Genomic DNA, 26,072 nt, shown 5'->3' with positions numbered 1-26,072 from the left:
CCGGGCAAAAGCGCGGGATCCGCGACTAATTATTGCCGCCGTCCAGGGCAGCTTCCTGCGGAGGGCCGGCGGCGCCGGCGGGGCCGACTTCGCAGCCGCCGCAGATGCGCATCGCGGCGCGGTTGTCGCGCAGTTCACTGACGAAGCCCGCGCGAGCGGCGCCCGCCAGCACCTCGTTGTAGGACTGCTCGCGCAGGTTGCCCAGGATGCCCGCCTGCGGATGCACGCAGCACGGCACCACCGTGCCGTCCGCGTCCATGTACAGCTGGTTCACCTCCCCATCCCAGGGATGGTCGGTGAACTCCTCCGGGTCGGCCATGAACAGGCACACGCCCTTGCCGGGCTGAGGATCGCGGCCGGTCAGGTTCTGGCTCGATTCGGGCAGCCACATCCAGCGCCGGAAACGCGGCGTCCAGCCGCGCGGCAGCAGGAAGGCGTTCCAGCGCTCGCGCGAGGCCTCGTCTTCGCACACCGTCATCGTGCGCAGCTCGATGTCCTGGCCGTGCTTGTCGCACAGCGCCTTGGTGCGCTCCAGGAACTCCTCGAGCTTCGACCACTGCGACGGCGGCCGCAGGCGTTCGTATTCCTCCGGCGTGCCGTCGCCGTCGCAGCTGACGATGATGCGGCTGAGCACGCCGCCGGCGATGGCCTTCTCGAAGTCGTCCCAGTAGACCTTCTGCGCGTTGGTCGAGAGCTCGACCTGCTCCACCGTCCAGCGCTGCTTCGGGATGTGCGCCAGCAGGCCGGAAAGATTGCGATGCAGCAGCGGTTCGCCGAAGTTGAACAGGCGCAGCAGGTGGATGCGGTCGACGTCGATATTGGCCAGGATCGCCGCGAAATCCGCTTCCGGGACCTGGCTGATCTTTGGCTGCAGGATCGAGTTCGGGCAGCCCAGGCAACGCAGCTGGCAGCCGTGCACGATGTCCAGGTGGGCGAGATAAATGCTGCGGGCGGGCTTGCGGTTCATCGCCATAGCTTACGGGCCAGTGCCAGCGGCAGGTGCAGCCACAGCGCAACGAACAGCAGCGGCTGCAGCCACATCGGCGTCTGTTGCGCCTCGAACTTTCGGAAATAGCGCCACATGCCCCGGTGTTTCTGCCATTCCACCCAGGCCGGGCGGCGGCGGCTGGACACGCCGCGCAGGTGGGTCACGGGCAGGTCGTTCACCACCAGCACCTCGTAGCCGGCCTGGCGAACGCGGCGGCACAGGTCCAGGTCCTCGGCGTGCAGGCGATAAGCTTCGTCGAACCCGCCGATGCGCACGAACAGCACCGCCGGCAGGAACATCAGCGCGCCCGACACCGCGTCCACCGCCTGCACCGCCAGGGCCGGGTCGCGACCCAGGAACAGGTTTTCGCGGCGGCCCAGGGAAAACAGCTGTTCGCGCAGCGACGGGTCACTGCGGCGCGACGCCGGGTCGGGCTGGCCGTCCGGGTCCCGGTGTTCGACGCCCAGCAGGCCGGCGCCGGCGCGCGCCATCGCGACGTCCGCGAGGCGGGCCAGCGTGTCGCGTTCGACGAAGGCATCGGGATTGACGAAGGCGATCCAGGGCTGGGCGATCGCGGTGGCGCCCTGGTTGCAGGCGGCGGCAAAGCCGCGGTTGTCGGGGTTGCGCACCAGACCGACACGCGGGTCGCGCGCGGCCAGTCGCTCGACGATGGCGCAGGTGTCGTCCTTAGAGGCGTTGTCCACCACCATCACCCGCATCACGTGCCTGGCTGCCAGCAGCGCGGCCAGGCAGCGTTCGATGGTGGAGGCGCTGGCGTAGGTCACGACCACCACGCCGATGTCGCGGGCGCCGAAGTCCAGCGCTCCCTGGGGCACGGGGGTCTGGTTCACGCGTCGCCCCGGAGTCGGGCCAGCTCGCCCTCGAGGTGGGCGATGTGGGCGGCGGCGGCGCGATTGCGGCGCACCTCGTCGCGGTAGTCGGCGTAAACACTTTCAGCCAGGTCCCCGTGCAGGGACAGCGCCGGCAGCGCCGCCAGGGCTTGCGGCGCGTGGGCGCAGGCGGCCAGCAGGTACATCGGCGCATAGGCCAGGCCGGGCTGCAGGCCTTCGGGCGTGGCGGTGCTGGCGTCGGCCGTGCCGCCTCCAGCCAGGTCCCACAGCACCGACTGGAACAGCAGCTTCTGGCCGAACAGGCGCCGGGCCGGGAAACGCGCTGCCAGCAGGGCCTCGAACTCATCGCGGTAGAGCTCGCGCACGTGATGCGGGTTCACTTCGCCGGTGAGCTCGGTGTACACGCGCTTGTCGGGCGTGGACACCAGCAGCAGGCCACCGGGCGCGAGCAGGCGGGCGAAGCCGTCGAGCAGCCTTTCCTGGGCCTGCACGTGCTCAAGCGTTTCGAAACTCAGGATCAGGTCGAAGCTGGCGTCGGGCAGGTGGTCCAGGGCGGTGGCGTCGGCCTGTTCGTACACCAGGCCCGGGATGCCGGCGTAGCGGCTGCGGGCGTGTTCGATGGTTTCGACGTCGGTGTCCAGGCCGAGCACGCGGCCGCCGGCGCGGGCGACAAGGGCGCTGCCGTAACCTTCGCCGCAGGCCGCGTCGAGCACGCGCCGGCCGGCGGCCAGCGGGCGCGCCAGGGCGTAGCGGTGCCAGTGCTCGTAGGCGATCTCGAGGCCGCGCTCGGGCGTGTAGCGCTCGCCGGTGAACGGCAGGACGGGGCGTTCGGACATGTGCAGATGCTAGCCGAACAGGTCGCGCTGCGGGCCCGAACGCGCGATCTTTTCAAGGTTTTCCTGCAGGCGCTCCCGGTGCGGTCGCAGCGGGTCGGCCATGATGAACCGGGCCACGCGCTCGTTGTAGTCGGGCCAGCGGGCCAGCAGGCGGGCCAGGTTGTCGCCGTTGGGCGCCATGTCCAGCGGGCCGAAGGAAGCATTGCCCAGGTGCACCACGTAGGCGGTCTCGCACAGCACGTTGCGCCAGCCCATGGCGGCCGCGCGCAGGCAGAAGTCGTTTTCCTCGCCGTAGCCCCGGCCGAAGGTCGCGGCGTCGAAGCCACCGAGCTGGCGCAGCGCCGCCCGGCGCAGGTACATGCAGAAGCCCACGGCGGTCGGCAGCTCGGGCAGGTCGGAGTCGGTGGTCAGGGCGGCGGCTTCGGCCAGGGTGTCGGGCTGTTCGGGCACCGGGTTGGCTTCGCAAAAGCGCGGGAAGCTGCAGATCTCGGCGTTGTTGGACCAGGGCGTGAGGGTGGCGATGCGCGGGTCGCGGTCGGCGCAGCGGGCGATCTGCTGCAGCCAGCCGGGCGTGGTGACGGTGTCGGAGTTGAGCAGCACGACGTCGGCGTCGCCGGTTTCCTCGAAGGCGGCGTTGCAGTTGGCCGGGAAGCCCATGTTCAGCTCGCGCCGCACGTAGCGGGCGTCCAGGGCGCTGCGGTAACACCAGCCACGCGCCATCGGACTGATGCGCGGGTCGGTGGAGGCGTCGTCGGCCAGCAGCACGATGGCACCGGCCGGCAAGGTGCGGTCGAGCGAGGCCAGGCAGGCGTCCAGCGCCTCGAGCGCGTTGTAGATGGGCACGATGACCGTGGGCAGGCGGCTCATGGCGCGCCCCAGCGGTGCGGCAGCCGCACCAGGCCAAACTCGCGCGACTCGCCGCGCACCACGACTTCGCGTTCGCGCTGGTCGAACAGGCGCAGGCCCTCGGCGTCCAGCGCCACCGCGCGCAGGCGATAGCGGCCCGGCAGCAGCGGCAGCGCGTCGAAGCGGATGCGGAAGCCGAAGCGGCCATTGCCCAGGGGCTCGGGTCTCGCGTCGTCCATTTCCGAGCTGACGCCGTACACCGGCGTGCCGTCGGCGTGCAGCCAGCCCAGCATCGCCACCGGCGCGCGGCCGTCGCGGCTGTGCAGCTCGAGTTCGCAGTCCAGGCCGGCGCCCTGCCCCAGCACCAGGGTGTCGCTGCCCTCGTCGCCCTGCAGGCGAAAGACCTGGACGCTGACCTCGCCGGGCAGGCGCGGTGCGGCGGCGGATTCGCTGGCGACTTCGCCGGCGGATTTTTCCGCCTGGGCGGCTTCATAGGCCTGGCTGACCTCGAACACGTCACCCAGTGCGCGGACCTTGCCGTCCTGCAGCCACAGCGCGCGCCGGCACAGCTTGCGCACGTGGTAGAGCGAATGCGACACCAGCAGCAGGGTGCCGCCACTGGCCAGGTAGTCGTCGAGCCAGCGGATGCACTTGCGCTGGAAGGCCTCGTCGCCGACCGCCAGCACTTCGTCGGTGACCAGCAGCGCCGGCCGCACGGCGGCGATGATGGCGAAGCCCAGGCGCACGACCATGCCCGAGGAATAGTGTTTCACCGGTTCGTCGAGGTAGTCGCCGATGTCGGCAAAGGCTTCGATCTCGGGCAGCTTTTCCGCCAGCGCGCGGGCATCGAGCCCGTGCAGGGCCGCGGCCAGGCGCACGTTGTCGCGGCCACTGAGTTCGGGGTGGAAACCGGCGCCAAGCTCGAGCAGCGCGCCGATGCGGCCGCGGGTGCGCACCCGGCCCGAGGTCGGCGTCAGCACGCCGGTGATCAGCTTGAGCAGCGTGGACTTGCCGGCGCCGTTTTCACCGATGATCGCCAGCGATTCCCCCGGCTGCACGCTGAAACCTATGTCCTCGAGCACGCTGGCGTGGCGTCGCGCCGGCCGGCCGCGCACCACGTCCCAGAGCGCCGCCAGGCGGTCGCCGCGGTGGCCCAGCACCGGGTAGCGCTTGCACAGGCCGCGCACTTCGACCAGCGGCGTGCTCACAGGAAGTCCTCGAGGTGGGCACGGCCGCGGCGCATCAGCCACTGCGCCAACACCAGCAGCAGGCCGGCGACGGCGGCGCAAACGGCCAGGGCCTGCCAGTCCACCGGACCACCCGACAGGCCGGCGCGGATGGCTTCCACCGGCACCGTCATCGGGTTCAGGACCAGCCACGGCGACACCGCCGGCGGCAGCAGCGTGCGGTCGTACAGCACCGGCGTCATGAAGAAGCCCAGCACCAGCAACTGGCTGGTCAGCGCCGCGATGTCGCGCAGGAACACCTGCAGCACCGCCAGCAGCCGTGCCAGCGCCAGGGCCAGCACCGCCACCACGCCCAGGCCGGCGGCCAGGGCCGGCAGGCCGGTCCAGTCCAGCGGTACGCCCCAGAGCCACAGCGCCAGCAGCACGATGGCGAAGCCGGCCAGTTCGATCAGCGCGCTGGCGGCGACGCGGGTGTCCACGTACAGCCCGTGCGGCACGGTGACCTTGCCGATCAGCGCGGCGTTGTCGGTGAGCGCGGTGACGCCGCGGTTGACGGCATTGGCAAGCAGGTTCCATGGCCACAGACCCAGGGCCAGGAAGGCGGCGTAGGGAAGCTCGCCGCCACCCATCGCGCGCGCCGGCAGCAGCGCGCCGAACACCCAGGCCAGCACCGCCAGCTGCAGCAGCGGCAGCAGCAGCAGCCAGGCGGCACCGAGCAGGCTGCCGCGGTAGCGTTCCTCGAGCTCGCGTCGAAGCAGCTCGCGGAAAACCGCGCGGACGGCCGGACCCATGTCAGCGCGAATCGTCTTCCCGGCGCATCGGCTCAAGCGCGCGGAAACGCTCGCCGTATTCGTCGGTCAGGCGACGGGCTTCGTTCGGGTCGCGGATGACGCGCGGGGTGACCAGGATGATCACTTCGGTGCGCAGGTTGTCTTCGGTCTTCTTGCCGAACAGGGCACCGACCACCGGCAGACGGCTCAGGCCCGGGATTCCGTCGCTGCCCTTGAGCGAGCTGTCGCGGATGAGGCCGGCCAGCATCACGGTTTCGCCGCTCTGGATCGCGGCTTCGGTGACGAGGCTGCGCTTGTTGATCGGCAGGTTGCCATTGTCGTCCGGCGTGTCACCGGGCGAACTGACCTCCTGGTCGATTTCCATGAACACGGTGCCGTCGCGGCTGATGCGCGGCGTGACCGTGAGGATGACGCCGGTATCGAGGTACTGCACCTGGGTGAAGGTGCCGTTGCCGCCGGTGCCGTCGCCGATGATCGGGTTGAAGCTGGTCGAGTTGACCGGGATCTTGGTGCCGACGTCGAGCTTGGCTTCGGCGTTGTTGCGCACGACCACGGACGGCGTGGACAGCACGCGCACGTTGGAATGGTTGTCCAGCGCCGAGATGACCGCCGCGGCGTTGCGACCGAGGAAGGTCCAGCCCAGGCCGTTGCTGCCGGTGATGCTGCCGGCGATGTCGCCCCAGATGTCGCGGCCCAGGGCGCTGGGCAGGTCGTTTTCGGTCACGGCCTGTTCGAAGAACCAGTTGACGCCATAGCTGAGCTTGCCGCTGAGTTCGACCTCGACCACCTGCGCCTCGATGTGCACCTGCAGCGGCATGGTGTCCAGGCGTTCGATGGTCCGGCGGATCGACTCCCACTGACCCGGCGTTGCGCGTACGAGCAGGGCGTTGGATTCTTCGACCGCGCTCACCGACACGTCGTTGGACGAGCCCACCGCGATGCCGTCGCCGCCGCCGCGGCCAGCCGCCGCCTGTTCGGCCGCCTTGGCGCGCGCGCCAGGGTCGGCGGCGTCGGGCGCCGGCGTATTGATCGAGCGGATCTGCACCGGCTCCAGGCCGGGCATCAGCGAGGGCGGGCCCGCGGCGTCGCCGCCACCGGAGGCCGAATAACCCCCGCCGAAGACCTGGCTCAGCTGCTCGGCCAGGTCGGTGGCCTTCATGTACAGCACTTCGTAGGTGTACAGGCGCGCGCCTTCGCCGCCGCCGGCGTCCAGGCGTTCGATCCAGGTCTTGGCTTCGTTGAGGTAACGCGGCTGCGGCGTGATCACCAGCACGGCGTTCTGGCCCTGCAGCGGCATGAAGCGGAACATGCCCGACACCGGCGTATTGCCTTCGGCGCCGAAGATGGCCTCGAGTTCGCCGACCACGTCGTCGGCCTCGGCCGACAGCAGCGGGTACACGCCCACCGACATGCCCGACAGCCAGTCGACGTCGAAGATCTCGATGGTGCGCAGGTAATTCTGCAGCTCGGCGCGGGTGCCGGCCAGCACGATCATGTTGCGGGCCGGGTCGGTGCTGACCACGGCATTGGGGCGCGCGTAGGGCTCGAGCAGCTTCTTCATTTCGTTGGCCGAAATGAACTGCAGCGGCACCGCACGCACCTCGTAACCGCGGGCGTTGCCGGCACCGCCGGTACGCGGCGACAGGTTGCCGGCGATTGCCTGCTCGGTCGGCAGCACGTTGTAGCGACCGTCAAGCCAGACCAGGCGGGCATTGTTCCAGCCCAGCACCATTTCCAGCAGGCCCAGGGCCTGGGCGGCGTTGACCGGACGCGGCGTGGCCAGCGTCACCTGGCCCTGCACGCCCGGTGCGATGACGTAGTTCTGTTGCAGCAGGTCGCCCAGGATCACCTTGACCACGGCGTGCACGGGCTCGCCTTCGAAGTTGAAGGTGGCCTCGCCGGGCAGGTCCAGGGACGGCGGCGGCGCCGAGGCGACCCGTTCGTTGATGACCCGGCCGGTGCCCGGGGTGAGCCGGGCGGCGTAGGGATCGGGCGCGGCTTCTTCCGGCGCGGTGGACGGGTCGGCGCCGGCCTCCGGCGAGGTGGCTTCGCGGCTGATCACCGGCACGCCGGCCAGCGGGTCGGCGCCGCGGCGGACCACCGGCGAGGCCGGCGTGGCGCAGCCTGCCAGGAACACCAGCAGGGCCAGCACGACGAGGAGGGCGGGACGGAGTCGGAAATTCATCTGGCTACTCTACCTTCTGGCCTTCCCGCGCGGACTGCTCGCGCATCTGCGCGCGGCGGGCCTCGATGCGGCGGCGGATTGCTTCGACTTGCTGTTCTTCGCTCATGGCCTCGGTTTCCTTGGCCGGTGCTTCGGCCGGCGCCCCGTCCGGCGCACCTTCCTGCGCCACCTCGCCGGTGCGGCGGCTGCGGCGGCTGTCCGCGGCGGGCGTCGGCCCGGCGGCGGCGCGCGGACGCACCGGGTCGCCGCTGCCGTCGTAAAGCCGCAGGTCCAGCCGGCGCTGCCCTTCCGGGCCCTCGAATACCGCAGCCCGCGGCTCGAGCGATACCAGCCGCCAGCTCGTGCCCTCGACCAGTTCACCCTCGCGAACCCGCTCGTCGCGGCGGCCGTCGGGCGACTGCAGCATCGCGGCGCGGAACTCGCCGACCAGCAGGATGCCGGTCAGGTTGAAGTCCAGCGGCGCGTCCTGGTCGCCCGAGTCGGAAACCGCCACCGGGCGCCGGTTGGGAATCAGCAGCGGGCGCTGCGCGACTTCCGCGTACTGGCTGGGCGGGCCCAGGCGCGGACTGCTGTCCGCCAGCTCCACCCGGGGCAGCGGCGGCGCCAGCGCCGCATCGTCCGGGTGGGGGCCGAAATTCGCGCCCAGCCCGGCGATGGCCAGCAGCAGCAAGGCCAGCGCCCAGGCCGCCAGGGCAGCCGGCAAGACGTTGACCGGGCGCAGGGACTCAAGCACCAGGCACCCCCGGCACGTCGAGTAGGTAGCCATAGAGGTTGAAGTTCACGTCCACCGCCCCCGACTCCTGGGCGGACCCGAGGTAGCTGGCGCGCGAGAGCAGGTCGAGGTTGTCCACGAACAGCTGCGGACTGCCACTTTCGAGCGCGTGCAGGACCGCCGCCAGCTCGGGCATGCCGCAGCGCAGGCGCACCTGCACGGTGGCACGCACGAAGGGTTCGTCGCTGCGGCTTTCGGTGGGCGTGCGGGCGGTGATCTGGCAACGCGAAGACTGCGGGCTGGCCTCCGAAACCACCGACTCGAGCCGCTGCACCAGCGCGGCGGTGGCCAGCTGGCGGTTGGCTTCGGGAAGGTAGGCGGTATTGCCGGCTTCAAAGGCGCGAACGCGCTCGAGCTCGGCCTCCAGCGCGGGACGTTGGGCGATTTCCATGCGCAGCATGAGGTGTTCGTCGCGCAGACGGCCGATCTCGTCGCCCATGGCCAGCATCGGCGCGGTGAACCACCAGTGCACCAGCACGAAATAGGCAAGCGTGGCGATGGCCGCGCCCACCAGCAGCCAGCGCAGACGGTCAGCGGACGGTGTCATCGCCAGCCTCCGGGTTGGCGCCAACCACGCGCGCGGTCAGGGTGAAACGGTCGCGACCGGTGCGCGGGTCGGCCTGCACCGCGCCGGTAAGCGCGGGCTCCTCGAGCAGCGGGGAAGCCTGCAGCAGCCCCACCAGCGCCGGCGCGGCGCGGCTCTGCCCGACCATCACCAGGCGGCCGTCATTCACGGTGAGCTTGTCCACCGAGGTGTCGTCGGGAATGAGGCGGGTGAGTTCGTCGAGCAGTTCGAGCATGGTCGGCTGGGCGGCGCGGCGCGTGGCCAGGAAGTTGGCGGCCTCGACCTTGGCCACCAGCTGGTTTCGCGCCAGGCGGGCCTGCCGGACTTCGGCCGTGGCATCGGCCACGTCCGCGCGCAGGTCGGCCAGGGCTTCGCCGCGGTTGTAGCGGACCAGGCCCAGGGCCAGCAGCAGGGCCACCAGGGCCACGGCCGCCAGTCCCAGGTTGAACCTGCGAGACGGGTCGCTGCGGCGGGCGCGCTGGGTGTGCGTGAGCAGGTTGACGCCCAGGCCGCGGCCGTCCGCGTCGCGCACGTCGGCACCGGCCAGGCACCCGGCCAGGGGGCCGATGGACTGCAGCTCACGTTCGAGGCGGGCCCGCGGCAACACCAGCAGCTCCACCCGCAGCGACTGGCCGGCGGCGTCCCGGGCCAGCACCCGGCCTTCGAAACTCACCTGGTCGGCGGAGAACGGTGTCTGGCGGTCGATTTCGTGGGCCAACACGTCGCGCAGGCGCGCCTCGGCGGCAGCGGGAAGCGTGAGCGTACGGCGAAGCACGGCACTGGCCGGCAACATCAGCCAGACCGGCGCCGGCGACTCGCCCAGCCGGCGGGCCAGGGCATCCTGCAGCGACGGGTCATCCAGCGAAACGTCGCCGAGCGGGCGTTCGCCCGCGGCGTCGGCCACGGCCACCTGCAGCAGGTCGGAATGGCGATCGAGCAGCAAGCGGTTGGCCTCACCCTGCAGCAGCGGGCGCAGGCCCGCCGGCAGGAGGTCGCGCCAGGCCGCGGCGGCTTCGTGGCCCCAGCCGGGCAGCGGCGTGCGTGCCAGGCGCAGGCGCAGGGTTTCGAGCGATGTGATCAATGTATCGACAGCAGGCATCAGTCGGGTTCCCCTACCCGCCAGGCCAGCGGTGCGTAGAGCTGGCCGAAGCCCGCCGCCGCGCCGATCTGCACGGTGCTGGTGACTTCGACCGCCAGGCCGTCCGGACGGACGGCGCGGCTGGCCACACTATACGTGCCGGACCCGGCCGCGGCGAGGGCGCCGCCTTCCGGCGATACCGGCAGCGGCAGGCCGGGTTGCCAGGCTGATCGCGCCTGGATCCAGGCTTCGGCATCGGCCGGGTTCATTCCCAGGGCCAGCAGCACCGGCAATTGCGCGAAATCGCGCAGGGGCCTTGGCGCCGCCGTGAACACCGTGACATGGGGCACCAGGCGCGCGTAGACATCGGCATCCATGCCCAGTACCTGCTGCAGCTCGGAAACGGTGTTGAAGGGCTGGTCCTTGGCGCCGTAGTCGAAGCCGGCCGCGGCGTAGTCGGGATCCTCGGCGCCGCCGCCGATCGCCAGCAGGTCGTCGGTGTCGCGCCAGTCCTGGATGGCGCCGGCAAGCTGCCGGGCCCGCAATTCCTCCACGCCCAGCGCGATCATCAGGTTGGCGATCAGCGACGCATCGGCCGCGTTCAAGTCCACTTTCCCCGATTCGTCCAGCACCCTCACGTCCACGGTGTGGCCCGCGAAATCGAAACGGTTGGCGCGGCCGTCGGGAAACCAACGCCGGGTCGGGTCGGCCTCGGCCAGCCTCAGGGCCGCGACTTCCAGGCCGGCCTCGGCGGCGAGCTGGCCCGCCAGGCGCGTGCGCAGGGCACTGCCCTGCATGGACTCGATGCGCGCGCTGAAGGCGAACACCACGACCACGCCGGCCAACAGCAACAGCAGCCAGATCACCAGCAGCAGGGCGGCGCCGCGCGAGGCCTTCATCGCACCGGCCCCGGCGTTTCGGGCAGGGGCACCGGGCTGCCGGGCGACAGCAGGCCTTCGCCCGCACCCGGCGGCAGCGACTGGCCCAGCCGTGGCGCGGCCACGAAGTCGGGCCAACGAGCACGCGGTTCAGCGAACTCGAGTTCCAGGCGCACCAGGCGCGGGATCTGCCCCACCGTTTCCCAGTCGGCCAGCCAGTCGCCGGCTTCGCCGGTCTGGTCGAGCGTGCGCACGGCGAAACGGGCGTCGCGGATGCCGTCGAGCAGCACTTCCGGCGGACGGTCGTGTTCGATCGGGCCTTCCGGGCTGAGCTGCTGGTGCTGGAATTCCAGGCGCAGGCCGCCGGCGCCGCGCACCAGGCGGAATTCCTGCACGTGCGGACCGCCCCGCGAGAGGTAGCCCGGCATCGGCGCCACCAGGCGCAGGTGGTCGGCGCTGGCTTCGAACACCGGCGCCTCCTCGCCGGCGCGCGGCACCTCCATCGGCAGCAGCAGCGCGCCTTCCAGCTGGCGGCGCAGGAAACTCTGCGCCGCGCGAAGCCGTTCATTGCGCGCCGACTCGACTTCGGCCGCGGCCGTGGCGCGGGTCGCGTTGCTGACCGCGGCGAAAGCCAGGGCCATGCCGGCCGCCAGCAGCGCCGTGGCCATCATTACTTCGATCAGGCTGAAACCGCGCGCGTGCCGGCTCATGGCAGCGCCCCTTCCAGCATCGGCGGATAGCGCGCGCGCAGGCTGGTGAAACGCAGCTGGCGGGCGTAGTCGTCCTCGCCCCAGCCCACGTCGAGCTGCAGCTGGTACAGCACCGGAGCGTTGGGCATGACCCGGCCGGCGGTTTCGATGGGTTCGGCGCCCGGGATGACCGGCGCGGCCGGCGCCGGGTCGGGCACTTCGGTGATCTCCAGGGTCCAGCGGTAGCGCCCGCGCGCGAATTCGCCCTGCTGCGTGCCGGGCTCGATGGCCGACAGCACGCCCTGTTCGGCCAGCAGGCTCTGTGCCAGCAGGCTGGCTTCGGTGGCGTCGCCGGACGTGCGCACCTGGGCCAGGCCGCCGCCGAGGATGGCGATCAGGATAGCCAGCGACACCGCCATCAGCACGAAGGCGAGCATCACCTCGATCAGGCTGAAACCGCGCGCACGCTTCATGCGGGGCCCTCGCCGCGGCTGAGCGTGACCTCGCCGGTGAGCCAGGCGACGTCCACGCGCCAGGCGGCTCCACCGCGCTTGATGACGATTCGGCCGCCCGTGGCGGCGCCTTCCGGGAAAAACCTGACGGCGGCCTGGTCGCGCGCGGGCCGCTCTTCGCGGGCGGTGGTGGCGACCACGTCCAGGCCCTCGGGCAGCGTGCCCTTGCGCTCGTCGGCGCCTTGCCAGCTGCGGGTGTTCACGTCGATCACGAACACCTGCGGCCTGCCGGTGGCAATGGCGCGTGCACGCGCGAAGCGCAGTTCGCCGGCGACGGTGCGGGCGGCGTCATGCAATTCGCGCCCCGGCAACTGCCGCCCGATGACCGTCGCACCGATGCCGGCCAGGGTGGCGACAAGCACCAGCACCATCAGCAGCTCCAGCAGCGACATGCCGCGCGCGCGATTCATGGCGGCGTCGCCGGCCCGTCAGGGCTTGCGGATGTCCGCGTTGACGCTTTCGCCGCCCGGGGCCTGGTCGGCACCCAGGCTGACCAGCTCGAAGGGACCGTTGCTGCCGGGACGGCGAAGTTCGATCGGCGTCTGCCACGGGTCCTTGAGCTCTTCGGCTGTCGCGTAGGGACCCAGCCAGTTCGGCTGGCCGCCGCTGGTGACCAGCTGGTCGAGTGAATCGGGCAGGCGGCCGGTGTCCTGGCGGTAGGCGTCGACCTTCTGCGCCAGGGTGATCAGCTGGCTTTCGGTCAGCTTGACGTTGGCACGGTCCTGTCCGCCCATGACGCGGCTGGTGATCAGGGCCAGCACGCCGCCGATCAGCACGATCACGATCATAATCTCGATCAGGCTCATGCCGCGCTGGCTGCGCGGGGCGGAAATCTTGCGGGGCATTGCTTGCATGGTGTCAGCCTATGGCGTTGGTGAGGTCGTAGATGGGAAGCAGCACGGACAGGATGATCACCGCGACCACCACCGTCATCAGGATGGTCAGGGCCGGCACCAGCGCCGCCATCAGCCGGTCGAGCGCGTTGCTGGTTTCCTGGTCGAAGGTGTCGGCCACCTTCAGCAGCATGGTATCGAGTTCACCTGACTCTTCGCCGACCTGGATCATCTGCACGGCCAGGCGGGGGAAACACTTCTGCCGACCCAGTGCGTACCCCAGCCCGTTGCCGGTCTTGACGTCCTCGGCCGCCACCTCGACCGCGTCGGCCAGCACCCGGTTCGACAGCACCGGGCGCGACAAGTTCAGCGCGCTGAGCAGCGGTACGCCGTTGCGCACCAGGGTGCCCAGGGTGCGCGCCAGGCGGGCGGTGTCCAGGCGCGCCACCAGATCGCCGACGTAGCGCAGCCGCAGCAGGCGCGCGTCGATGGCGCGGCGGGCATCGGGCTCGCGCAGGCGCACCGCCAGCCACATCCCGGCGCCCGCCAGGATCAACGCCACCACCCACCACCAGCTGCGCATGAACAGGCTGACATGCAGCACGGCTTCGGAATACCAGGGCAGGTCGGCATTCATGCTTTCGAACAATTCCTGGAACTGCGGCACCACCACGGCCATCAGGAAGGCCACCGAGGCAAAGACCATGACCACCAGGATCACCGGGTAGATCAGGGCGTTGACCACCCGGCCACGCAGCTTGGCGTTGCGCTCGAGGTAGTCGGCCAGCCGGCCCAGGGATTCGTGCACGTTGCCGCCGGCCTCGCCTGCGCGGACCAGGTTCACGTACAGGCGCGAGAACACGCCGTGCTGCTGCTCGAGCGCGGTGGACAGCGGGGTGCCGCCGCGCACGGCTTCGCGGATGCGTTCGACCACGCGCCGGGCCTGCGCGGTGTCGGGCAATTCGAGCAGGATGCCCAGGGCGCGGTCGAGCGGCTGGCCGGCGCCGAGCAGCGTGGCCAGCTGCTGGGTGAACTGCAGCACCTGCTCTTCGTCGAACTCCTTGCGCCGCCACGGCGGCGTCCAGCCGACGCCGGCGCCGTCTTCGTCGGCGCGGCGGGCCTCCACCGGCAGGTGGCCCTGCTCCTGCAGGCGCACGATCACCTCGTCGGCGCTCCCGGCCTCCATCTGCCCTTCCAGCGATTCGCCGACGGTGGACAGGGCCTTGTAGCGGAACAGCGGCATCGGCTCAGGCTTCCTGGGTCACGCGCAGGACTTCCTCGATGGTCGTCAGCCCCTGCATGGCCTTGAGCAGGCCGTCTTCGTACATGGTGCGCATGCCGCGGGCGCGCGCCGCGTCCTCGAGCTCGCCCATGCCGGCGTGCTGCATCACCAGCCGGCGCAGGTCGTCGTCCATCACCAGGAACTCCATGATGGTGGTGCGGCCCAGGTAGCCGGTGGGCGTCAGCGGGGAAGGCTTCGGCCGGTAGAGATGGATCGGGCCTTCGGGCTGGAACCGGCGCAGGCCGAATTCCTCGATCACCTCCGGCAGCGCTTCGTACTTCTCGGCGTGCGTGGGCTCGATGCGGCGCACCAGGCGCTGGGCAAGGATGCCGTTCACGGTGGAGGTGAGCAGGTAGTCCTCGACGCCCATGTCCATCATGCGGGTGATGCCGCCGGCGGCGTTGTTGGTGTGCAGCGTCGACAGCACCAGATGGCCGGTCAGCGCCGACTGGATGGCGATGCGCGAGGTTTCCAGGTCGCGCATTTCGCCGATCATGATGATGTCCGGATCCTGGCGCACGATGCTGCGCAGGGCCTGGGCGAAGTCCAGGCCGATCTGCGGCTTGGCCTGGATCTGGTTGATGCCTTCGATCTGGTATTCGACCGGGTCCTCGACGGTGATGATCTTCACGTCGGGCGTGTTGAGCTGGCTGAGCGCCGCGTACAGCGTGGTGGTCTTGCCCGAACCGGTGGGGCCGGTGACCAGCAGGATGCCGTGCGGCTGCTCGAGCACCTTGACGAACTTGTCCAGGAACTCGTCGGTGAATCCCAGGGCCTTGAAGTCCAGCACCACCGACTCGCGGTCGAGCAGGCGCATGACCACGGATTCGCCATGCGCCGTGGGCACCGACGAAACACGAAGATCCAGCTCCTTGCCCTGCACTCGCACCATGATCCGGCCGTCCTGCGGCAGCCGGCGTTCGGCGATGTTGAGCTTGGCCATGATCTTGATGCGCGAGATCACCGCGGCGGTGAGGTTGGCCGGCGGCGACTCGGCTTCCTCGAGCACGCCGTCGACGCGGTAGCGCACCTTGAGGCGATTTTCGAAGGGTTCGATGTGGATGTCCGAGGCGCGCAGCTCGACCGCACGCTGGATGACGAGGTTCACCAGGCGGATGACCGGGGCTTCGGACGCCAGGTCGCGCAGCTGCTCGACGTCGGCTTCGTCGCCACTCGATTCGTCGCCCAGGTTCTCGACGATGGTGCCCATGGCCGAGCGGCCCGAGCCGTAGTAGCGCTCGACCAGGTCGGCGATCTCGGCGCGCAGGCCCACCTTCACGCGCACCGCGCGGCCGGTGGCCAGGGCCACGGCTTCGGCGGCGTAGGGATCCTGGGGGTCGGCGACCAGCAGGTCGACGTGGGTTTCATCCTCGCCCACCGGGCAGACCGAAGCCTGCTTGAGGAAACGCAGGGACAGCTGCACGCCCGCCGGCGGCGCTTCCGGGCAGTCCTTGGTGGACAGCAGCGGCAGTCCCATGACTTCGGCCGCGGTTTCGGCCATGTCGCGCTCGGACACCATGCCCAGGCGCACCAGCAGCGCCACCAGCGAACCGCCGGCCTCGGCGTGCAGGCGCTGGGCGCGCGCGAGGTCGCTGTCCTTGAGGCGGCCGCGTTCGGCCAGGGCTTCGGCGACCCGCAGGTCGGCATTGCCGGGTTGTTCGTTCAGGGCCGCGGCCACGCGGGGCTCCACGTCTGGGGGAGCCCGGAATTTAGCAGGTAAGCCCCCACCCTGCCCTCCCCCGAGGGCGAGGGGCGGCGTAGGAAAACCTCGTCAGCCGACCCAGGCGCGGGCGTTGCGGAACATGCGCATCCAGGGCGAGTCCTCGCCCCAGTCGGCCGGGTGCCAGCTCATCTGCAGGGTCCGGAACACGCGCTCGGGGTGCGGCATCATCAGCGTGGCGCGGCCGTCGCGGCTGGCCAGGCCGGTGATGCCGGCCGGGGAGCCATTGGGATTGGCCGGGTAAGCCTCGGTGACGGCGCCGCTGTTGTCCACGAACCGCAAGGCCACCGCCGCCTGGCCCTGGTGGCCGGGCTGGTCGAAGCGGGCCTGGCCTTCGCCATGCGCCACCACGACCGGGATGCGCGAGCCGGCCATGCCGGCGAGCAGGATCGAGGGCGAGTCCAGCACTTCCACCAGGGCGAGGCGGGCTTCGTACTGTTCGCTGCGGTTGCGCAGGAAACGCGGCCAGTGTTCGGCGCCGGGCACCAGGCCCTTGAGCTGGGCCAGCATCTGGCAGCCGTTGCACACGCCCAGGCTGAAGCTGTCGGGACGCTCGAAGAAACGCGCGAACTGTTCGCGCAGGCCGGGGCGCTCGAGGATGGACGTGGCCCAGCCGCGGCCGGCGCCGAGCACGTCGCCGTAGCTGAAGCCGCCGCAGGCGGCCAGGCCCTTGAAGTCTTCCAGCCGGTGCCGTCCTTCGATGAGGTCGGTCATGTGCACGTCAACCGCGCTGAAGCCGGCGCGGTCGAAGGCGGCCGCCATTTCCACCTGGCCGTTGACACCCTGCTCGCGCAGCACGGCGATCCGGGGCCGGACGCCGGTGTGGATGTAGGGCGCGGCGATGTCCTGGGCCGGGTCGAACGTCAGCACCGGCGACAGGCCCGGGTCGGCGAAGTCCAGGCGCGCGGCGCGTTCGCCGTCGGCACCGGCCGGGTCGTCGCGCAGGGCCTGGATGGCGTGCGTCACCGACCACCAGGCGCCGAAAAGCTGCTGCCAGCTCCATTCGGCCAGCAGTTCGCGACCCTGGTTCACCCGCACCACCGGCGCCGTGGTCGGCTTGCCGATGCGCTGGGCGCAGTGGGTGAGGTCGTGGCGGTTGACGAGATCGGCGAAGGCCACGCGGTCTTCGGAGGCTATCTGCACGACCGCGCCGAGCTCTTCGTTGAAGAGCGCGGCGAAGGCATCGTCACCCCAGCCTTCGAGGTTGAGCTCGAGGCCGCAGTGGCCGGCGAAGGCCATCTCGCACAGCGCCGCGAAAGCGCCGCCGTCGGACCGGTCGTGATAGGCAAGCAGCAGGTCGTCGGCACGCGCGGCCTGGATCATTTCAAAGAAGGCGCGCAGGCGGCCGGGTTCGTCCAGGTCCGGACAGGCGCCACCGAAGGCGCCGTGCACCTGGGCCAGGATCGAGCCACCCATGCGCCGCTGGCCGGCGCCCAGGCCGATCAGCCAGATTTCGGAATCGGCGCCGCGGTCGAGCACCGGCAGCAGCTGCCGGCGCGCGTCGGCGACGCGGGCGAAGGCGCTGACCACCAGCGAGACCGGCGAGACGACTTTTTGCGGGCCTTCGTCGGCCTGCCACTGCGCCTGCATGGACAGCGAGTCCTTGCCGACCGGGATCGACAGGTCGAGTTCCGGGCACAGTTCCATGCCCACGGCCCTGACCGCGTCGAACAGGGCCGCGTCCTCGCCCGGGAACGAGGCCGCCGCCATCCAGTTGGCCGACAGCTTCACTTCCTCGAGCGAGGCCACCGGCGCCGCGGCGAGGTTGGTGATGGCTTCGCCCACGGCCATGCGCGCCGAGGCAGCAGCGTCGATCAGGGCCAGCGGCGTGCGTTCGCCCACGGCCATGGCTTCGCCGGCCACGCCGTTGAAGTCGGTCAGGGTGATGGCGACGTCGGCCAGCGGCAGCTGCCAGGGGCCGACCATCTGGTCGCGCGAGCACAGGCCGCCGACGCTGCGGTCGCCGATGGTGACCAGGAAGTTCTTGGACGCAACCGTCGGGTGCGCCAGCACGCGCAGGCCGGCTTCGTGCAGGTCGAGCCTGGCGCTTTCCAGGCGCGGCCAGCGCGGGGCCGGTTCACGCTGGGTGTCGCGAAGCATCTTCGGTGAATTGCCGAACAGCAGGTCCATCGGCAGGTCGATCGGGGTGCTGTCGTCCGGTGCACGCAGCACCAGGCGTTCTTCGGCGGTGGCATGGCCAACCACCGCGAACACGGCGCGCTCGCGCCGGCAGATGGCCTCGAAATCGGCCACGCGGTCGGCGGCGACGCCCAGCACGTAACGCTCCTGGGCTTCGTTCGACCAAAGCTGCATCGGCGACAGCGAGGGATCGTCGCTGGGGATCTTCGCCATGTCGATGACGCCACCGACGTTGGAGTCGTGCAGCAGCTCGGGAATGGCGTTGGACAGGCCGCCGGCACCAACGTCGTGCGCGGTCAGGATCGGGTTGCGTTCGCCCTGGGCGAAACAGCGGTCGATCACTTCCTGGCAGCGGCGCTGCATCTCGGGGTTGTCGCGCTGGACCGAGGCGAAATCGAGGTCTTCCGAACTCTGGCCCGATGCCACCGACGAAGCGGCGCCGCCGCCGAGGCCGATGAGCATCGCCGGGCCGCCGAGCACCACCACCGCGTCACCCGGGCGCAGGCCCAGCTTGGTGACCTGCGAGGGGTCGATGGCACCCAGGCCGCCCGCCAGCATGATCGGCTTGTCGTAGGCGCGCACCAGGCCGGGCTGGTCGGTGACCTGTTCGAAACTGCGGAAGTAGCCGGCCAGCGCCGGGCGGCCGAATTCATTGTTGAACGCGGCCGCGCCGATCGGGCCGTCGGTCATGATTTCCAGGGCCGTGGCCATGCGCGGGTTGAGCGGGCGCTCGCCTTCCCAGGGCTGGGGCAGCGACGGGATACGCAGGTGCGAGACCGAAAAACCGGTAAGACCGGCCTTGGGCTTGCCGCCGCGACCGGTGGCTCCCTCGTCGCGGATCTCGCCACCGGCGCCGGTGGCGGCGCCCGGGAAAGGCGAAATGGCGGTCGGGTGGTTGTGGGTTTCGACCTTGATGGCAAAGGCCGAATCCATCGGTGCGCTGTGGCCGTATTCACCGGTGCCGGCCTCGGGCCGGAAACGCGCGCCGGAATGGCCCTGCACGACCGCCGCGTTGTCGCTGTAGGCGGTAAGCGTCAGCTGCGGGCTGCGGGCGTGGGTGTTCTTGATCATCCGGAACAAGGAATGGCTTTGCTGCTCGCCATCGATGGTCCAGTCGGCATTGAAGATCTTGTGCCGGCAGTGTTCGGAGTTGGCCTGCGCGAACATCATCAGTTCGGCATCGGACGGGTCGCGGCCCAGGTCGCCGTAGCGGCGGCGCAGGTAGTCGATTTCGTCATCCGACAGGGCCAGGCCCAGGCGGCGGTTGGCGGCTTCGAGCTGGTCCAGGGCAATGCGCTCGACCTGGCCGGGCTGGCCGGCCACGAACAGCGCCGAGGCCTGTTCACGGGTCTCGAGCAGGGACTGGGTCATCGGGTCGTGCAGGATGCGGGCCAGTTTCGGCCAGCGCGCATCGCCCGCGGCCGGCAGGCCTTCGAGGTCGAGCCGGGTGCCACGTTCGACACGCTTCACCGCCAGGCCGGCACCACGCAGGATTTCAGTGGCCTTGCTGGCCCAGGGCGACATCGTGCCCAGGCGCGGCACCACGAAGCGCGAGCTGGCGCCGGGCGCGGCGGCTTCGAAGGACACGCAGCCTTCCAGGATGCGGCCCAGCGCAGCGGTGTCCGGGCTGCCGCCGGAGCCGGGCTCGATGAAGTAGACGAACCAAGCGCCGGTGAGCCGGAGCCCGGGTACGAGCTGCTGCAGGCGGGCTTGGAGACGTTCGTGCCGGAAAGGCGACAGGGCCGGAAGGCCCTCGAGGACGATCATGTCCGCACAGATCCCTGGGGAAGCGAGCCGCCGATTGTAAACCAAGGCCGGGCCCGGGGCCCGGCCCGGGCGCGTTATTGCCCCGACTTGGCGGCTATTTCGTCCAGCCGGGCAAGCATTTCGGCCGGCGGCACGTAGCCGCCCAGCTGCGTACCGTTGGCCGCATAGACGGCCGGGGTGCCGTCCAGGCCGATCCGGCGGCCCAGGTCGTAGTCGCGGGTGACCGGGCTGGTGCAGTTGCCCTTGGGCAGGTCCTTGCCGGCCTTGGCCTCGGTCAGCGCCTTGCGGCGATCGCGCGCGCACCAGACGTTGACGGCCTTCTGGTAGGACTCCGAGCCCACGCCCGCCCGCGGGTAGAACAGGTAGTTGATGGTGATGCCCAGGCGGTTGTATTCGGCGATTTCGCTGTGCATGCGCCGGCAATAACCGCAGTCGATGTCGGTGAACACGGTGACTTCGTACCTGGGCTCGGCCGCGGCGAAGGTGATGCCGGTCTCGTCGCCGACCTCGGCCAGCATGTCGCGCCGCAGTTTCGCCTCGCTGGCCTGGGTGAGGCTCTCGCGGCTGGCGATATCCACCAGGGAACCCTGCAGCAGCTGCTTGCCGTCTTCGGACACGTAGATGATGCGGGCGCCCAGGGCCACTTCCAGGAAACCCGGGATCGGCGATGGCGCGATGGCGTCCACCTTCATGCCCGGCGCCAGCCCCTGCAGCGCGGCCTCGATGCGGTCACGCGTGGCGGCGTCGGCAGTGGCCGGTGCCGGTGCCTTGGCGACGGCCTGGCCTCCGGCGGTGGCCGGGGATTCAGCGGCACAGGCGGCCAGGGAGACCGAGAAGGCCAGGGCAAACAGGGTGGGACGGATCATCGGGTCGTGTTCCTCGGGGCATTGCGGGTCCGACCCGCAAGGGGCCGGAAAGTTCAGCGATTCTCGCACAGGCGCAGGCCCGTTCAGGCGCGCGGGTGGTGCTGCTGGTGCAGCCGTTTCAGGCCTTCGCGCGCGACCAGGGTGTAGATCTGCGTGGTCGAGAGCGAACTGTGGCCCAGCAGCATCTGCAGGGTGCGCAGGTCGGCGCCGTGGTTGAGCAGGTGGGTGGCGAAGCTGTGCCGGAGCCCATGGGGGCTGACCCGCGCCGGGTCGATGCCCGACGCCGCCGCAAGGCGTTTGACCACGTTCCAGAACTGCTGGCGACTGATCGCCTCACCGCCCCGGCCCAGGAACAGCGGTGCCGTTGCCCGCCCCCCGGCCAGTACCTGGCGGCCCTGGTCCAGGTAGCGCTGCAGCCAGTGCTGGGCTTCTTCGCCCAGCGGCACCAGGCGGTCCTTGCCGCCCTTGCCGGTGACCCGCAGCACGCCCTGGCGCAGGTTTACCGCCATCGCCGGCAGGTTCACCAGCTCGCTCACCCGCAGGCCGGTGGCGTACATCAGCTCGACCATGGCGCGGTCGCGCAGGCCCGCCGGCGTGCCGGTATCCGGCGCCTGGATCAGGGCTTCGACCTCGCTTTCGGACAGGGCCTTGGGCAGGCTGCGGCGCAGCTTGGGCGGGTCCAGCCTCGCCGTCGGGTCCTCGTCGCGCAGGCCCAGCCGCGCCTGCTGGGCGAAATAGGCCCGCAGCGCCGAAAGCAGGCGGGCGTTGCTGCGCGCGGCATAGCCCGCGGTGGTGCGGTAGGCCAGGTAATCGAAGAGCCCCTGCCGGTCGACGGCGCCCAGGCTTTGGCCGCGGGCGGCCAGCCATCGGGCAAGGCCCTCGAGGTCGCGCCTGTAACTGTCCAGGGTCAGCCGGGCCAGGCCACTTTCTGCCCAGGCCCGGTCCAGGAAACCGGTGATCGCCCGCTGGTCGGCCTCCGAGGCCGGCGGCAGGGACTGGGCGCGGGCGCGTCGGTCGGCGGGGGAGCGGGCAGGCATGCCGCCAGCTTAACGGCCGGCACCGGCCCCGGCTATGCTGTGCCGATGTCCGCAAACCCTTCCCCACCGGGCGCCTTGAGCGGCCGCCCGGCCCACCTGGGCTGGCGCCTGTTCGCCCTGGTCTATGACTTCTTCCCAGCATTGGCGCTGTGGTTCGCGACCAGTGCCCTGGTCCTGCTCGTCCGCGGCGGCGAGCCGGTGCAACCCGGGAGCCTGGCGTCATGGCTGGAGCTGGCGCTGCTTTGGGCCGTGACCGGCTTTTACGTGGTGTTTTCCTGGCACCGCGGTGGCCAGACCCTGGGCATGCGGCCCTGGCGGCTCAAGGTGCTGCAGGCCGACGGCAAGCGGCCCGCGCTGCGCGCCCTGGTGCTTCGTTTCGTGGTGGCGACGGTGTCGCTGGCCGCGGGTGGCCTGGGCCTGCTGTGGTGCCTGGTCGACCGCGACCGCCGCGGCTGGCATGACCTGGCCAGCGGCACGGTGCTCGTGCGGCTGGACGCCCCGCCGCCGCGCTGACCCGCGCGGGCGCTACTCGCGCCGGGCGAACAGGCCCCAGGTCACCGCCATCAGCCCCAGCGGCGGCAACAGGTAGGCCAGGCGCGCATCGAAGCGGTAGACGTCGGACAGGCTCACGACCAGGCGCTGCGCCAGCAGGTAGGCGATGCCGATGACGATCGCAATGAACAGGCGCTTGCCGAAGCCCCCCGAACGCAGCGAACCAAACGCGAAGGGCAGCGCCGAAAGACACAGCACCACCACGTTGACCGGGTAGAACCAGCGCGCCCAGTAGGCGTTCTCGAAGGCCTTGGCATCCAGGCCGTTGCGTTCGAGGTAGGTGATGTTGCGCTGCAGCTCGGCGCTGGACAGGTAGCGCGGCCGCGCCACTGCCGACGACACCACTTCGTCGCCCAGGGCCGTGGTCCAGACTTCCGATGCATGGGTTTCGACTTCAACCGACCGTTCGCCGAAACGGCTGCGTCTTACTTCCTTGAGCCGCCACTCGCCGTCGCGGTGTTCCGCCGACCTGGCCTCGGCCAGTGACAGCAGCCGGCCGTCGTCGTCGAATTCGTACAGGCGCACGCCCTGCAGTTCAGTCCAGACCTTGCCGTCCAGTTCGCGCCGCTGGCCGTCGCGGGCGTTGAGGAACAGATTGCCCTCGCGCGCCCAGAGGCCCGACACCCGCGCCATCACCACGTCGCCGGCCTTGGCCGAATTGGCCACCAACTGCGCCTGCTGCTCGCCCATCGGCGCCACCGTTTCGGCGTTGAGCACCATCACCAGCGCCAGCAATCCGCTCGAACCCAGTGCTCCCAGGCCAATGCGCAGGCGCGACAGCCCGACGGCGCGCATCGCGGTGAGCTCCGAACGTGCCGCCAGGCCACCCAGGCCGAGCACGGTGCCGATGAGCGCGGTGGTCGGGAACAGTTCGTAGGTGCGCCGCGGGATCGTGTAGAGCGTGTAGAGGAAGGCGTGGCTCAGCGTGTAGCCGCCCTCGCCCACCTCGTCGAGTTCGTTGACCATCGCCGTGAGCACGTCGAAGCCGAGCAGCACCGCCCAGGCGACCAGGGTCGCGACCAGGACGGTTCGCGCCAGGTACGCGTCGATGCGGCCCGGCCGCCGCAGCATCATGCCGACACCCGCCGGCGCGGCAGGCGCCCGTCGGTGGCGAAGAGCCAGGTGGCCAGCGCCGCCATCGGCAGCAGCAGCCACCACAGGCCGAGCCAGGCCGGCATCATGCCGACCGCCAGCCAGCCCTTGCCGAGCACCAGCAGGATCATCGCGTTGATGTAGATGAGCAGGGCGGCCAGGATGCGCCCGTAGCGGGCCTGGCGCGGTTCGCCGCGTCCCAGCGGCAGGGCCAGGACCCCCAGCACCAGCACGAGCAGCGGCGTCACCATGCGCCAATGCAGCTCCGCGCGGGCGGCCGGCGCGGTGGCGGGCAACAGTGCGCCGGTCGCCACGGCGTTGAGTTCATCGGCCCCGACCTCGGGCTCGCGATCGGGGACCTGCAGTTCGTTTTCCTGGAAACGCATCATGCGGAAGTCGCGCGCGGCGGGGTCGCCTTCTACCCGGAAACCATCGCGCAGCAGCAGGTAGCGACCACGCTCGCCCTCGAGGATCAGTTCGCCCTCGCTGGCGGTGACCACGTCGATGCGGCCATCGCGCTCGGACTGCACGAACATGCGGCCAAACCGCGAGCCTTCGGTGTCGATCTCGCCGACATAGAGGATGCCGCCCCGGCCAGGCAGCTCGATGAACCGCCCGGCCTCCAGCCCCGCCACCAGGAAGGACCGGTTGGCGTCTTCGACCATGCGCTGGGCCAGGCGCGCACCGGCCGGCGCCGCCCAGAGCGAGGCAGCGGCCACCAGCAGCGCCACCGGGATCGTCACGGCCGCCAACGGCCGCCAGAGTTGCCGCGGTCCCAGCCCCACGGAGGCAAGCACGGCCATCTCACTGTCGCCGTACAGGCGGCCCACCGCCAACAGCAGGCCCACGAACAGGGCCAGCGGCAGGAGCAGCGGCAGCACCTGGATGGAGCGCAGGCCCAGCTGCGAGAGCAAGAGGCCGGCCGGCACCTGGCCGCGGGCGATGTCGCTCATCAGGTCCACGAGCAGGCCGCCCAGCCCCACCAGCAGGAGGACCACGGCCACGGCGGTGACGCTCTGGACGAATTGGCGCAGCAGGTAACGCTCGATAAGCAGCATTCAGGGGCGCCGGGCTGTGAGGGGGCGGGCTTGCTAGAATCGGGGTTTGCAAATTGTAACGGTGATCGCCCATGAGCCTCGAATTTCGCCTGAACCGCCCTGAACCCAGCCACGCCGACGTCGATTGTGTCGTGGTGGGCCTGTTTGCCGATGGCAGCCTGTCCGCGTCGGGCAAGGCCATCGACAAGGCGGCCGGTGGCCGGCTTTCGACGCTGGCCACGCGTGGCGACCTGTCTGGAAAGACCGGACGCACCACCCTGCTGCACGACCTCGACGGCGTGAAGGCGCCGCGCGTGCTGGTGGTGGGCCTGGGCGAATCCGGCAAGTTCGGCGCCCCCCAGTTCCAGAAGGCGGTCACCGATGCCGTGCGCGCCCTCCGCGCCGGCCCGGCGCGCAGCGCCCTGCTGACCCTGGCTGACATTCCCGTCGCCGGCCGCGACGCCGGCTGGGCCGTTCGCCAGGCGGTGGTGTCGGCCAACCACGCGGCTTACGTGTACACCGCCACCCGCAGCGTCAAGAACGGCGACAGCGGCCTGGCGTCGGTCGAGATCGCCGGCGACGCCGCGCACCAGAACGACTTCGAACGCGGCCAGGCCATCGCCGCCGGCGTGGCCCTGGCCCGCGAGCTGGGCAACCTGCCGCCGAACATCTGCAACCCCGGTTACCTGGCCGACACTGCCCACCGCATCGCCCGGGACCACGCGGGCGTGACCGCCGAGGTGCTCGAGCGCGCCGACATGGAGAAGCTGGGCATGGGCTCGCTGCTGGCCGTGGCCCGCGGCTCGGCCAACCCGCCGCGCCTCGTGGTGCTGCGCTACAACGGCGCCGGCGACGCCAAGCCCTACGCGCTGGTCGGCAAGGGCATCACCTTCGACTCGGGCGGCATCAACCTGAAGGTCCAGGGTGGCATCGAGGAAATGAAGTTCGACATGTGCGGCGCCGCCAGCGTCTTCGGCACCTTCCTGTCCGTGGCGAAGATGAAGCTGCCGCTGAACCTGGTGATGGTGGTGCCGGCGGTGGAAAACATGGTGGACGCCGATGCCTACCGTCCCAGCGACGTCATCACCTCGATGTCGGGCAAGACCATCGAGGTCGGCAATACCGACGCCGAAGGCCGCCTGATCCTGTGCGACGCCCTGACCTACGTGCAGCGCTACGAGCCCCAGGCCATCGTCGACGTCGCCACGCTCACCGGCGCCTGCGTCATCGCCCTGGGCAAACACGCTGCCGGCCTGATGAGCAAGCACGACGACCTGGCCGACGAACTGCTGGCCGCCGGCGACAACGTGCACGACCGCGCCTGGCGCCTGCCGCTCTGGGATGACTACCAGAGCCAGCTCGAGTCCGGCTTCGCCGACGTCTACAACATCGGCGGCAAGGCCGCGGGCACGATCACCGCTGGCTGCTTCCTGTCGCGTTTCACCGAAGGCCAGCGCTGGGCGCATATCGACATCGCCGGCGTCTCCAACACCGAGGGCCGCAAGGGACTGGCCACCGGTCGCCCGGTGGGCCTGCTGACGCAGTGGCTGGTCGACCGGGCCGGCTGAC

General features: G+C 70.5%; 24 protein-coding genes. 2 read left to right on the top strand and 22 right to left on the bottom strand.

The annotated features are described in order from the left end of the window. Positions 1 to 25: 25 nt before the first annotated feature. The 20 genes from ACYVJH_RS12485 to xerD all read right to left on the bottom strand — a co-directional run bounded on the left by ACYVJH_RS12485 (position 26) and on the right by xerD (position 21,822). On the bottom strand, positions 26 to 967 hold the full coding sequence (locus tag ACYVJH_RS12485) for an SPASM domain-containing protein (protein WP_460454979.1): 942 nt from the start codon (positions 965 to 967) through the stop codon (positions 26 to 28). Next, a complete protein-coding gene (locus ACYVJH_RS12480) occupies positions 964 to 1,839 on the bottom strand; it encodes a glycosyltransferase family 2 protein (protein ID WP_460454978.1) in 876 nt (291 codons plus the stop codon). Before ACYVJH_RS12480 ends, ACYVJH_RS12485 begins: the two co-directional genes overlap by 4 nt. Then, positions 1,836 to 2,675, bottom strand: coding sequence for a class I SAM-dependent methyltransferase (locus ACYVJH_RS12475; protein WP_460454977.1), 840 nt, complete (start codon positions 2,673 to 2,675; stop codon positions 1,836 to 1,838). Before ACYVJH_RS12475 ends, ACYVJH_RS12480 begins: the two co-directional genes overlap by 4 nt. A gap of 9 nt (positions 2,676 to 2,684) precedes the next feature. After that, complete coding sequence (locus ACYVJH_RS12470) at positions 2,685 to 3,542, bottom strand: glycosyltransferase family 2 protein (RefSeq protein ID WP_460454976.1); 858 nt, start codon at positions 3,540 to 3,542, stop codon at positions 2,685 to 2,687. After that, positions 3,539 to 4,729: an ABC transporter ATP-binding protein gene (locus tag ACYVJH_RS12465; protein WP_460454975.1), complete on the bottom strand. Its 1,191-nt coding sequence runs from the start codon at positions 4,727 to 4,729 to the stop codon at positions 3,539 to 3,541. Before ACYVJH_RS12465 ends, ACYVJH_RS12470 begins: the two co-directional genes overlap by 4 nt. Continuing rightward, positions 4,726 to 5,499 (bottom strand): ABC transporter permease, encoded by a 774-nt coding sequence (locus ACYVJH_RS12460; protein ID WP_460454974.1) that lies wholly within the window; start codon positions 5,497 to 5,499, stop codon positions 4,726 to 4,728. Before ACYVJH_RS12460 ends, ACYVJH_RS12465 begins: the two co-directional genes overlap by 4 nt. Before the next feature lies 1 nt (position 5,500). Beyond that, entirely contained in the window at positions 5,501 to 7,684 is a 2,184-nt protein-coding gene (gspD, locus tag ACYVJH_RS12455; protein ID WP_460454973.1) for a type II secretion system secretin GspD, read from the bottom strand. 4 nt (positions 7,685 to 7,688) lie between these two features. After that, entirely contained in the window at positions 7,689 to 8,417 is a 729-nt protein-coding gene (locus ACYVJH_RS12450; protein ID WP_460454972.1) for a hypothetical protein, read from the bottom strand. Continuing rightward, on the bottom strand, positions 8,410 to 9,003 hold the full coding sequence (gspM, locus tag ACYVJH_RS12445; RefSeq protein WP_460454971.1) for a type II secretion system protein GspM: 594 nt from the start codon (positions 9,001 to 9,003) through the stop codon (positions 8,410 to 8,412). The genes ACYVJH_RS12450 and gspM overlap by 8 nt, the downstream gene beginning before the upstream one ends. Beyond that, positions 8,987 to 10,120: a PilN domain-containing protein gene (locus ACYVJH_RS12440; RefSeq protein WP_460454970.1), complete on the bottom strand. Its 1,134-nt coding sequence runs from the start codon at positions 10,118 to 10,120 to the stop codon at positions 8,987 to 8,989. Before ACYVJH_RS12440 ends, gspM begins: the two co-directional genes overlap by 17 nt. After that, positions 10,120 to 10,998 (bottom strand): type II secretion system minor pseudopilin, encoded by an 879-nt coding sequence (locus ACYVJH_RS12435; protein ID WP_460454969.1) that lies wholly within the window; start codon positions 10,996 to 10,998, stop codon positions 10,120 to 10,122. Before ACYVJH_RS12435 ends, ACYVJH_RS12440 begins: the two co-directional genes overlap by 1 nt. After that, positions 10,995 to 11,687, bottom strand: coding sequence for a prepilin-type N-terminal cleavage/methylation domain-containing protein (locus ACYVJH_RS12430; protein WP_460454968.1), 693 nt, complete (start codon positions 11,685 to 11,687; stop codon positions 10,995 to 10,997). Before ACYVJH_RS12430 ends, ACYVJH_RS12435 begins: the two co-directional genes overlap by 4 nt. Continuing rightward, positions 11,684 to 12,139, bottom strand: coding sequence for a type IV pilus modification PilV family protein (locus ACYVJH_RS12425; RefSeq protein ID WP_460454967.1), 456 nt, complete (start codon positions 12,137 to 12,139; stop codon positions 11,684 to 11,686). Before ACYVJH_RS12425 ends, ACYVJH_RS12430 begins: the two co-directional genes overlap by 4 nt. Next, entirely contained in the window at positions 12,136 to 12,588 is a 453-nt protein-coding gene (locus ACYVJH_RS12420) for a GspH/FimT family protein (protein ID WP_460454966.1), read from the bottom strand. Before ACYVJH_RS12420 ends, ACYVJH_RS12425 begins: the two co-directional genes overlap by 4 nt. An 18-nt stretch (positions 12,589 to 12,606) precedes the next feature. Beyond that, positions 12,607 to 13,032 carry a type II secretion system major pseudopilin GspG gene (gspG, locus tag ACYVJH_RS12415; protein ID WP_460454965.1) on the bottom strand — a complete coding sequence of 142 codons (426 nt, stop codon included), beginning with the start codon at positions 13,030 to 13,032 and terminating at the stop codon, positions 12,607 to 12,609. A gap of 4 nt (positions 13,033 to 13,036) precedes the next feature. After that, complete coding sequence (locus ACYVJH_RS12410) at positions 13,037 to 14,254, bottom strand: type II secretion system F family protein (RefSeq protein WP_460454964.1); 1,218 nt, start codon at positions 14,252 to 14,254, stop codon at positions 13,037 to 13,039. 4 nt (positions 14,255 to 14,258) lie between these two features. Further along, the gene (gene gspE, locus ACYVJH_RS12405; protein ID WP_460454963.1) at positions 14,259 to 15,971 is read right to left on the bottom strand and encodes a type II secretion system ATPase GspE; all 1,713 of its coding nucleotides are present in this window, start codon (positions 15,969 to 15,971) and stop codon (positions 14,259 to 14,261) included. 93 nt (positions 15,972 to 16,064) lie between these two features. Beyond that, complete coding sequence (gene purL, locus ACYVJH_RS12400) at positions 16,065 to 19,919, bottom strand: phosphoribosylformylglycinamidine synthase (protein WP_460454962.1); 3,855 nt, start codon at positions 19,917 to 19,919, stop codon at positions 16,065 to 16,067. Positions 19,920 to 19,993: 74 nt separating this feature from the next. Then, complete coding sequence (locus ACYVJH_RS12395) at positions 19,994 to 20,785, bottom strand: DsbC family protein (RefSeq protein WP_460454961.1); 792 nt, start codon at positions 20,783 to 20,785, stop codon at positions 19,994 to 19,996. Positions 20,786 to 20,868: 83 nt separating this feature from the next. Continuing rightward, complete coding sequence (gene xerD, locus ACYVJH_RS12390; protein WP_460454960.1) at positions 20,869 to 21,822, bottom strand: site-specific tyrosine recombinase XerD; 954 nt, start codon at positions 21,820 to 21,822, stop codon at positions 20,869 to 20,871. 75 nt (positions 21,823 to 21,897) lie between these two features. Between xerD and ACYVJH_RS12385 the strand changes: the two genes are divergently transcribed. Further along, a complete protein-coding gene (locus ACYVJH_RS12385; RefSeq protein ID WP_460454959.1) occupies positions 21,898 to 22,335 on the top strand; it encodes an RDD family protein in 438 nt (145 codons plus the stop codon). Positions 22,336 to 22,347: 12 nt separating this feature from the next. Here ACYVJH_RS12385 and lptG read toward each other — a convergent pair whose 3' ends face one another. Beyond that, positions 22,348 to 23,448, bottom strand: coding sequence for an LPS export ABC transporter permease LptG (lptG, locus tag ACYVJH_RS12380; RefSeq protein WP_460454958.1), 1,101 nt, complete (start codon positions 23,446 to 23,448; stop codon positions 22,348 to 22,350). Then, positions 23,445 to 24,524: an LPS export ABC transporter permease LptF gene (gene lptF / locus ACYVJH_RS12375; protein WP_460454957.1), complete on the bottom strand. Its 1,080-nt coding sequence runs from the start codon at positions 24,522 to 24,524 to the stop codon at positions 23,445 to 23,447. The genes lptG and lptF overlap by 4 nt, the downstream gene beginning before the upstream one ends. A 71-nt stretch (positions 24,525 to 24,595) precedes the next feature. Here lptF and ACYVJH_RS12370 point away from each other — a divergent pair, with 71 nt between their 5' ends. After that, a complete protein-coding gene (locus ACYVJH_RS12370; RefSeq protein ID WP_460454956.1) occupies positions 24,596 to 26,071 on the top strand; it encodes a leucyl aminopeptidase in 1,476 nt (491 codons plus the stop codon). The last annotated feature ends 1 nt before the right edge of the window (position 26,072 follow it).

The organism is Arenimonas aestuarii, assembly GCF_054781715.1.
This window is presented reverse-complemented; position numbering and strand designations above follow the sequence as displayed.

What these genes read in the sequence shown, in the direction of transcription:
- ACYVJH_RS12420 (WP_460454966.1), bottom strand. Translation starts at nt 12,588, where the DNA reads ATGAATCGCGCGCGCGGCATGTCGCTGCTGGAGCTGCTGATGGTGCTG.
- ACYVJH_RS12395 (WP_460454961.1), bottom strand. Translation starts at nt 20,785, where the DNA reads ATGATCCGTCCCACCCTGTTTGCCCTGGCCTTCTCGGTCTCCCTGGCC.
- ACYVJH_RS12370 (WP_460454956.1), top strand. Translation starts at nt 24,596, where the DNA reads ATGAGCCTCGAATTTCGCCTGAACCGCCCTGAACCCAGCCACGCCGAC.
- ACYVJH_RS12410 (WP_460454964.1), bottom strand. Translation starts at nt 14,254, where the DNA reads ATGCCGCTGTTCCGCTACAAGGCCCTGTCCACCGTCGGCGAATCGCTG.
- ACYVJH_RS12460 (WP_460454974.1), bottom strand. Translation starts at nt 5,499, where the DNA reads ATGGGTCCGGCCGTCCGCGCGGTTTTCCGCGAGCTGCTTCGACGCGAG.
- gspG (WP_460454965.1), bottom strand. Translation starts at nt 13,032, where the DNA reads ATGCAAGCAATGCCCCGCAAGATTTCCGCCCCGCGCAGCCAGCGCGGC.
- ACYVJH_RS12430 (WP_460454968.1), bottom strand. Translation starts at nt 11,687, where the DNA reads ATGAGCCGGCACGCGCGCGGTTTCAGCCTGATCGAAGTAATGATGGCC.
- lptG (WP_460454958.1), bottom strand. Translation starts at nt 23,448, where the DNA reads ATGATGCTGCGGCGGCCGGGCCGCATCGACGCGTACCTGGCGCGAACC.
- ACYVJH_RS12475 (WP_460454977.1), bottom strand. Translation starts at nt 2,675, where the DNA reads ATGTCCGAACGCCCCGTCCTGCCGTTCACCGGCGAGCGCTACACGCCC.
- lptF (WP_460454957.1), bottom strand. Translation starts at nt 24,524, where the DNA reads ATGCTGCTTATCGAGCGTTACCTGCTGCGCCAATTCGTCCAGAGCGTC.
- ACYVJH_RS12425 (WP_460454967.1), bottom strand. Translation starts at nt 12,139, where the DNA reads ATGAAGCGTGCGCGCGGTTTCAGCCTGATCGAGGTGATGCTCGCCTTC.
- purL (WP_460454962.1), bottom strand. Translation starts at nt 19,919, where the DNA reads ATGATCGTCCTCGAGGGCCTTCCGGCCCTGTCGCCTTTCCGGCACGAA.
- xerD (WP_460454960.1), bottom strand. Translation starts at nt 21,822, where the DNA reads ATGCCTGCCCGCTCCCCCGCCGACCGACGCGCCCGCGCCCAGTCCCTG.
- ACYVJH_RS12470 (WP_460454976.1), bottom strand. Translation starts at nt 3,542, where the DNA reads ATGAGCCGCCTGCCCACGGTCATCGTGCCCATCTACAACGCGCTCGAG.
- ACYVJH_RS12485 (WP_460454979.1), bottom strand. Translation starts at nt 967, where the DNA reads ATGAACCGCAAGCCCGCCCGCAGCATTTATCTCGCCCACCTGGACATC.
- ACYVJH_RS12440 (WP_460454970.1), bottom strand. Translation starts at nt 10,120, where the DNA reads ATGCCTGCTGTCGATACATTGATCACATCGCTCGAAACCCTGCGCCTG.
- gspM (WP_460454971.1), bottom strand. Translation starts at nt 9,003, where the DNA reads ATGACACCGTCCGCTGACCGTCTGCGCTGGCTGCTGGTGGGCGCGGCC.
- ACYVJH_RS12435 (WP_460454969.1), bottom strand. Translation starts at nt 10,998, where the DNA reads ATGAAGGCCTCGCGCGGCGCCGCCCTGCTGCTGGTGATCTGGCTGCTG.
- gspD (WP_460454973.1), bottom strand. Translation starts at nt 7,684, where the DNA reads ATGAATTTCCGACTCCGTCCCGCCCTCCTCGTCGTGCTGGCCCTGCTG.